General features: G+C 39.0%; 5 protein-coding genes. 1 reads left to right on the top strand and 4 read right to left on the bottom strand.

Annotated elements, in window-relative coordinates:
* Positions 1 to 1108: 1108 nt before the first annotated feature.
* Positions 1109 to 1579, top strand: a complete 471-nt coding sequence (locus LACWKB8_RS08930; protein WP_041825360.1) for a helix-turn-helix domain-containing protein — start codon at positions 1109 to 1111, stop codon at positions 1577 to 1579.
* Between the two features lie 286 nt (positions 1580 to 1865).
* Here LACWKB8_RS08930 and LACWKB8_RS08925 read toward each other — a convergent pair whose 3' ends face one another.
* The 4 genes from LACWKB8_RS08925 to LACWKB8_RS08910 form a co-directional block, all read right to left on the bottom strand.
* Positions 1866 to 3377, bottom strand: coding sequence for an FtsK/SpoIIIE domain-containing protein (locus LACWKB8_RS08925; RefSeq protein WP_041825359.1), 1512 nt, complete (start codon positions 3375 to 3377; stop codon positions 1866 to 1868).
* Positions 3374 to 3706: a hypothetical protein gene (locus LACWKB8_RS08920; protein ID WP_041825357.1), complete on the bottom strand. Its 333-nt coding sequence runs from the start codon at positions 3704 to 3706 to the stop codon at positions 3374 to 3376. Before LACWKB8_RS08920 ends, LACWKB8_RS08925 begins: the two co-directional genes overlap by 4 nt.
* A 23-nt stretch (positions 3707 to 3729) precedes the next feature.
* The gene (locus LACWKB8_RS09080; protein ID WP_052059716.1) at positions 3730 to 4719 is read right to left on the bottom strand and encodes a hypothetical protein; all 990 of its coding nucleotides are present in this window, start codon (positions 4717 to 4719) and stop codon (positions 3730 to 3732) included.
* Between the two features lie 559 nt (positions 4720 to 5278).
* The gene (locus LACWKB8_RS08910) at positions 5279 to 6280 is read right to left on the bottom strand and encodes an SLAP domain-containing protein (protein WP_041825356.1); all 1002 of its coding nucleotides are present in this window, start codon (positions 6278 to 6280) and stop codon (positions 5279 to 5281) included.
* Positions 6281 to 6396 lie beyond the last annotated feature (116 nt).

Genomic DNA, 6396 nt, shown 5'->3' with positions numbered 1-6396 from the left:
GAGGTGGTTTCATTGGAAATAGTAAAATTATTCATTCAATTTTTTCTTGACCTAACTAAAGAACTAATAATTCTTTTCGTTAAGAAATGCCTGCTAAGCAGCAAGAAAAATAAGAAGTAGGTTGCCTTCCTTCTTTAATTAGCACGCAAAAAAAGCTCTATCGGCAAATAGGGCTTTTTTGTGGTTCCATTGGAACAGTTAAATTATTCATTCAATATTATTTTAGCATGATATACGTTTAAACGTAGATAAAAAAATTGAAAAACTAAAAAAAAACTATGAAAAAAATAATTTGAATGGTAGAATTAAAATAATTAAATACAAGAAAGCAAAAAAAGAGCCCTGCTGATACTACCAATATCAACAGCGCCAACTAATTGATTACAATGCCTAACCAACTAGTATTTTTACTTCTTTACCAGTTAATTTTAACAAGGTAGAGGGCAAAAATCAAGATAGGAAGAGCGATAGTCGAGATAGTTGGCTGTCGCTTTTTTTCGTAGACCGATTATCTATTAATGCTAAAATGGAGTGGCTATCCTTCTATTAATCATTTAATTAAGCCCGTGCCTTGTCGGAGATGTACTGATGGCGTAGTTAACTACCATGGGTGAACTGAACCTGACCGTTTTACAAACGGCGAAGACGTGGCAAACGAGTGTGTTTCACGCAACTACTCTGGAGGCCTTGAAAAAGCAACTAACTGCCTTGTTAGCAGATATTCGATGTTAAATCGGTTTTCGAATTAAAAGAAAAAAACCCCTTCCGAGAAAATGAAGTAAAACTAGGGCTAGCAAGGGCAAGGGCAAGGTGCGCTTAAACGGTTAGCAAAGTCAAAACGTTAAGATATGAATTATTTGATTGATATTTTAGCGATTTTGATTTTGAGAAGTCTGAGAGAGAATCTCTCTATTTTTTGTCACCTATAGGCAAAGAATAGAGAGAGCCGTAGGCTTGGTTCCGGTGGCTCTGCCGTTAAGGCAGAGTCTGTCAAAATATAAATAATTTATTTATATTAGTTTGAGGTTTTAGCGGCCGATAAAGCAAAGTGCTGGTCGCATTTATTGTTTCCAATGGAAACGGTCGAAACGATGAAGGAAACGAAACAATGAAACAAGAAATAAATCTGCTATCACAACGCGAAATTGCTGAAAGAATAGGTATTTCGAAAAGTACGCTTAGTAAGTGGCTAAGTAAAAATAATGTTTCCGCGGAAACGAAAAAAGGAAACAAAAAGCTCTATCGGGAAACGATAATTCAACAATATCGAAATGCTCATAAGGCTAATGATGATACTGCTTCAAGTGGTTTTTCAACTATTGATTTTTTGCAAAAAGAGTTGCAGCAGAAACAACAAGAAATCAACGAACTGAAACAAGATGGTAAGCAAAAAGATGCGACGATTGCAGATTTAGCAAGTAAATTAGCTAAACTAGCCGACCAGGCACAGCAGCTCAATTTGACAGACAAGGATGACAATAAGCTGAAGAAATTAACTGATAAAAAAAATCAGAACGGATTGGCAGAAAAGGTCGATTATTTAAAACCACAACATTGGTGGGAAAAGTTATTTAAATAAAAGCCATAAGACTACCTGGGAGTGGTAAAATGCTCAGAGGAGCTGATATTGCGTCTGAGAGCAAATTAAAAATTGCTTGTTGTTTTTAGTAAACAGTGAAATTGGTGATTTTTTTCACAATATTTGCTTTAATTTGGACAAAAGAAAGAACCCTACTTAGAGTAGAGTTCTTAAAATAACGGAGACGGATTTTTTTGCCTGCTAACTTTTACCTAAAATTGCGATGGCTGAAACCCTTGGGGGAGTAAGCACTTTACATAAAGCCTATTATCCGTAGTGCAGTGATTCACATATAGTAGACGATACGGTCACCTGCTCTGTCTAGGTTATATTGGATTTGCAATGCAAGGTCTTCGTTGTAATAACCGGTAGTAAGAGCTTGATTTGTAGCGTCTAAAGCTTCATTCACGGCAGCTAGGACTAATTTATTTTTCACCAGACGAGTTAACTTTGTTAACTCGTCTTTTATTTGGGTTAATTTTGCCGAATCAAAGTCTTGTTCTTCAAGTAGTTCATCAACTAGTTTACCTGCGGTCATAATGCGCTCGCGTGGTGTGGGCTGATAGGCTTTTACTACTTGCTCTAAATTGAAATAGGGCACATAGAACTTTTCCGGCTGCTGCATGTCACCGCGCAGAAAATAGCCGCCACCGATTTCATTGATTTGCGGTAAATTGTTATTTGCCTGAGAGCCGAAAAGCATTGCGGTAGTAGTAGCGTCGCTATTTCCCAGCAAGATTTTTAAATTGCAATTAGCACGAATATTTGAAGTTAGTCCAGAGTCAACGGATGCTCGCTGCAGGCTGATAATCACCAGGATGCTTGCTTGTCGCGCTTTTTGTACTAATTGCGTCATTGACTGTTCAATTTGTGCCTTAATTGCCTTATCTGGCTTGCTATTGCCTAGACTGGCAAGTAGTGAAGAATATTCGTCGATAATCAAAAATTGGGGCGCAAAGCCTAGGTCTATAGCGGTTTTTCCGATGGCATTGGGCAAAGCCTGCATAGCTGTATAACGGTCATTCATATTTTTGACAACTTTTTCCAACATGAAGGCTATCTCTGCTGGGGTTTGTGCGGTTTGAGTCCATTCCTTAGAACTAATTAAATCAACGTACGTTTTTAAATCTGAGAACTTTGGGTCTGCAACATATAGCATCGGGGTGTATTTGTCCGTGTGACGCAGTTTTAGCACTATTTGTGCGATTAACAGTTCTAAGGCACTAGTTTTTCCTGTACCACTAACGCCACTGAGCAAAATAGGCTCGCAGTGATTAAGGTTGATAATCAAGTCGCCTAACTCCAGCTCACTGTCAGGCACTTGGGCGATTTGTTCTACGGTCATATTTGTGGGCTTAACCTGAGAAAAATCGAATCGGTAGCAAGTTACCCCGTCAGGGTCAGTTAACTGACCTAGCAGAGGTAGGTTGAACTCAGTTGACTCAGCAATGAGCTGCATAATGTCACCGACCTTACTGCCATAATTGGCGGTGCCCACGTCGAGGCGTAAATCTAGATAATGCCTGTAATACCTAATATATAACCCTGGGTAGCTAATAATTCGCCCTGCAGCGTCTGTATTAATACAGTTATTAGTCTCTAGAGCCTGGCGCACGAAACAGGCTAGATGCGCCTCTAGGTTATTTTGACAGCGCTTTATCATTAAGCCATTTCCTCTTAAATCTACCTGGTGCCAATTGCCATTAGGCTTTTGGGTGCCTTGATTTTTAAGGGCTAGAGCAATTTTGCTGGAAATAAAATTACCTAAATATTGTGAAAAAGTTTTTGTTTGTTTCATTGTTTCGCCTCGTGCTTTATAGCTATGATTGCGTCAGCTGTGGCTGTAATGCCCACTTGCCCAACATTGCGGTAATCAGGATAGAGTTTTAATTGCAAGTTTTTAAAATCAACTGATTGCATTTGTGCCGTTAAATTAGTTGCACCTTCTGCGACATGGACTGCAATTTTATCAAGCTGGTGCCCTGTCATTGCAACGGTGTAGGTTGTGCCTAAGGTTTTGCCTGTTTTTTTTCCGTCTCTATATTCCAGCCAGGGCTTTATTTCAACTAATAGAAATCCTGTAAAGCCGGACTTTTTCCCATCTAAATACATATTATTTATGTTCATTATTTAATTCTCCTATATAAAAATTAACTGATGCCCAGAAATTGCAGCATTGTCTTACCATTTAACATTTTTGAAACAGACTTATTTTTTTGCCTTGCCATTTTTAGGACTAGCGTTACTTTGTCGGCTACATCTGGGCTTCTGCGATAATACTTTTGTTTAATGCTTACGCAAAAGTCAGTTTGATTTTGGCGAGGCACTAATAGGTCGTAAGCCCTGGCACCAGTGCATTCCCAGCCTTCCATTGCCAGCATTTGCTTAAAATTATCAGCTGTCACGTAGCGAACTTCTGGTTTCTTGCAATTGCGACTGTGGCGCCCTACATGTGTGAATGCACCATAGAAGCCCAATCTGCCACCTTTTTCGACCATGTGGTCATGCCTAGCCGTCCATTTAGTCGTCTTTTTGGTAGCATTTTCTGCCGTTGCGTCAACAATCACATTAGTTAAATATGCGGTAAGATAGGCTCCAATATTGTTGACATTATTGATAGATGTGGTTTTTGTAAATCCTTCGCCCCACATCTGGGCTAATTTCTCATTAGCGATGAAAATCCTTTTCCTGTCCCGCCATTTAAAGAGACAATGCATATGCCACGTGCCATCTCCTTGTGGCTCTAGGGCGGAGAACCAGACTAAGTTATCAGTGGAAACCTTAGTAGCACGCTTAATGCGCTTAATAAAGCGGTCAAAATCAGCATTTACTGCTTTGATGCTTTTTCCTCGTTCACGGTCAGCGTAAGTGAGAGTAATGAAGAGCTCATTAGGGCAGCCTGCAAAGTTGCAATTGATTAAATCACGATTACATTTAAAACTTTTCTTAAGTGTTGCAATGTTATCCGTCCGCTTTGTTGCTGTCATCTGGTGCTTTTTGTTGCTATGCGTGCCATTAGAGCCATTTTTAGCGCTAGTCCACGAGGCATAAATATCAGTTTTAGTTTTAGTTATTTTAATCAAATTGGATTTGGTGAAAACTACGTCATTGGGCTTGTTGGTAAGGTTTTTTGCTTGCATTTTCTTTCCCCTCCACTTTAGTTATAGCTTTTTTAAAACTAAAAAAAGGGGGGGTTATAAAAAATATTTTTTGAGGCTGGCGGTAAACTTTCGTATTAATCTAGTCAAAGCTGAGCTAGGCTAATCAGCCTAGCTGCCCCAAGCCTTTGGGGTGCTAAGGCACCCGCGGCTGGGCGCGCAAAAAAAGCCTAATTGGTATAACTAGACTCGACTCATTATTAATATCAAAAAATAAAATAATAATATAAAGGAGCTTTTAATTACTAATTTTAGCTAAGCAGCTCTGTTGGAAAAATATTATTACTTAATCAATTTAAAGATGCCGCAATTTTACCTGCATTTGCATAAGTTTCTTTCATTTCTTTAACGGAAAACAGGGGTATAGTCAGCGTAATAAGTGTCATCCATGTGCACATTGTTGACTTTACTATAAATAGCATTCAGCTTGGTTTTGTCAGTCTTAATTTAGAAAACAGTTGTATTTTTTGCTGAACTAAATATAAAAAAATAGTTTAGGCAAAATTGCCTAAACTATTTTTGGTCTATTATGAAAACTTAACTATTTAGCAACGTTCACTTTGCGGATGTAACGGTTTTTACCAATACGGTAGAAGGTCTTACCCTTAATGCGGTAGGTCTTGCCGTTAATCTTGACATATGAGCCTTTCTTAAGCAGTTTCTTAGATACACGTTTACCCTTGCGAGTGTAGCGGTAAGATGCCTTACGCAATCTTACTACTCGTGACTTAGATTTGCTTGAAGTGGATGAACCAGATGAATTTGGCGTGTTGCCACTAGTCGACCCGTTATTACCATTAGATGAATTAGATGAGCCAGAGTTACTGTTATTACCAGAATTTGAACCACCACTTACGAGGTGACCAGTTTTCTTGTAGTGAGCAACAGCATCGTTAATTTCTTCAGTTAGAGCATCAACACTTTCTTGCGTAGCGCCCATTGCCATTGCTGCTTGAAAACGGTCTTGAATATCTTTTCCATAAGCTTTTTCAGCTTTAGAACTATTTGAAAAGTCAACGGTTGTTATGTATTCGCTGAATGCAGCGTTTAGTTTATCTGTATTAGCATAAGGCACATCAGGATTATTGCTATCTACAGGGTGAAAATCTGAGGAAGCGAGATCAGTAAAATCGGTAGTATTCTCTACAATAATGGTATTGTCTTGCGATGGATAATCAATTTCTTGCCAGTCTTCGTAGTTAACATATGCTTCAGCAATCTCACCACCGCCAGAGTCTTGCAAGAGTTGGTTGGCTGGAATACCACCAATAGTCCATGTTAAGTAGAATGGTCTACCCGGAAATGAAATATTTGGTTTCGTATCAGCCGCACCCATCTCACGTACAACCTTAGTGCCAGCAGGGTAAACTCTACCTGATGGAGCCCGCAGGTCATATTTCAGGGTGCCGTACTGCAACCATACCTTCGTGCCCTGATGATTTGCGAGGACAGTCTGAGTGTTGGCATTGGTAATTATTACTGTGCCAACGCCAGTTAGAGCAACAGCGCATAAAGCAGTTGCTATTTTTTTGGCTAATTTCATATATATATAACTCCTATGCTTTTTTCTAAAAGTATATTATCTAAATGTTATCTTAATCTTAGCTCCGCATAAGGTATAATACAAGGCGGAGGCAGCAGCCTATCTATGAAAGATAG

Source organism: Lactobacillus sp. wkB8 (assembly GCF_000761135.1).
Taxonomy (GTDB): Bacteria; Bacillota; Bacilli; order Lactobacillales; family Lactobacillaceae; genus Lactobacillus; species Lactobacillus helsingborgensis.
Note: the sequence above shows the minus strand (reverse complement) of the source record. Positions and strands in the feature narration are given on the sequence as shown.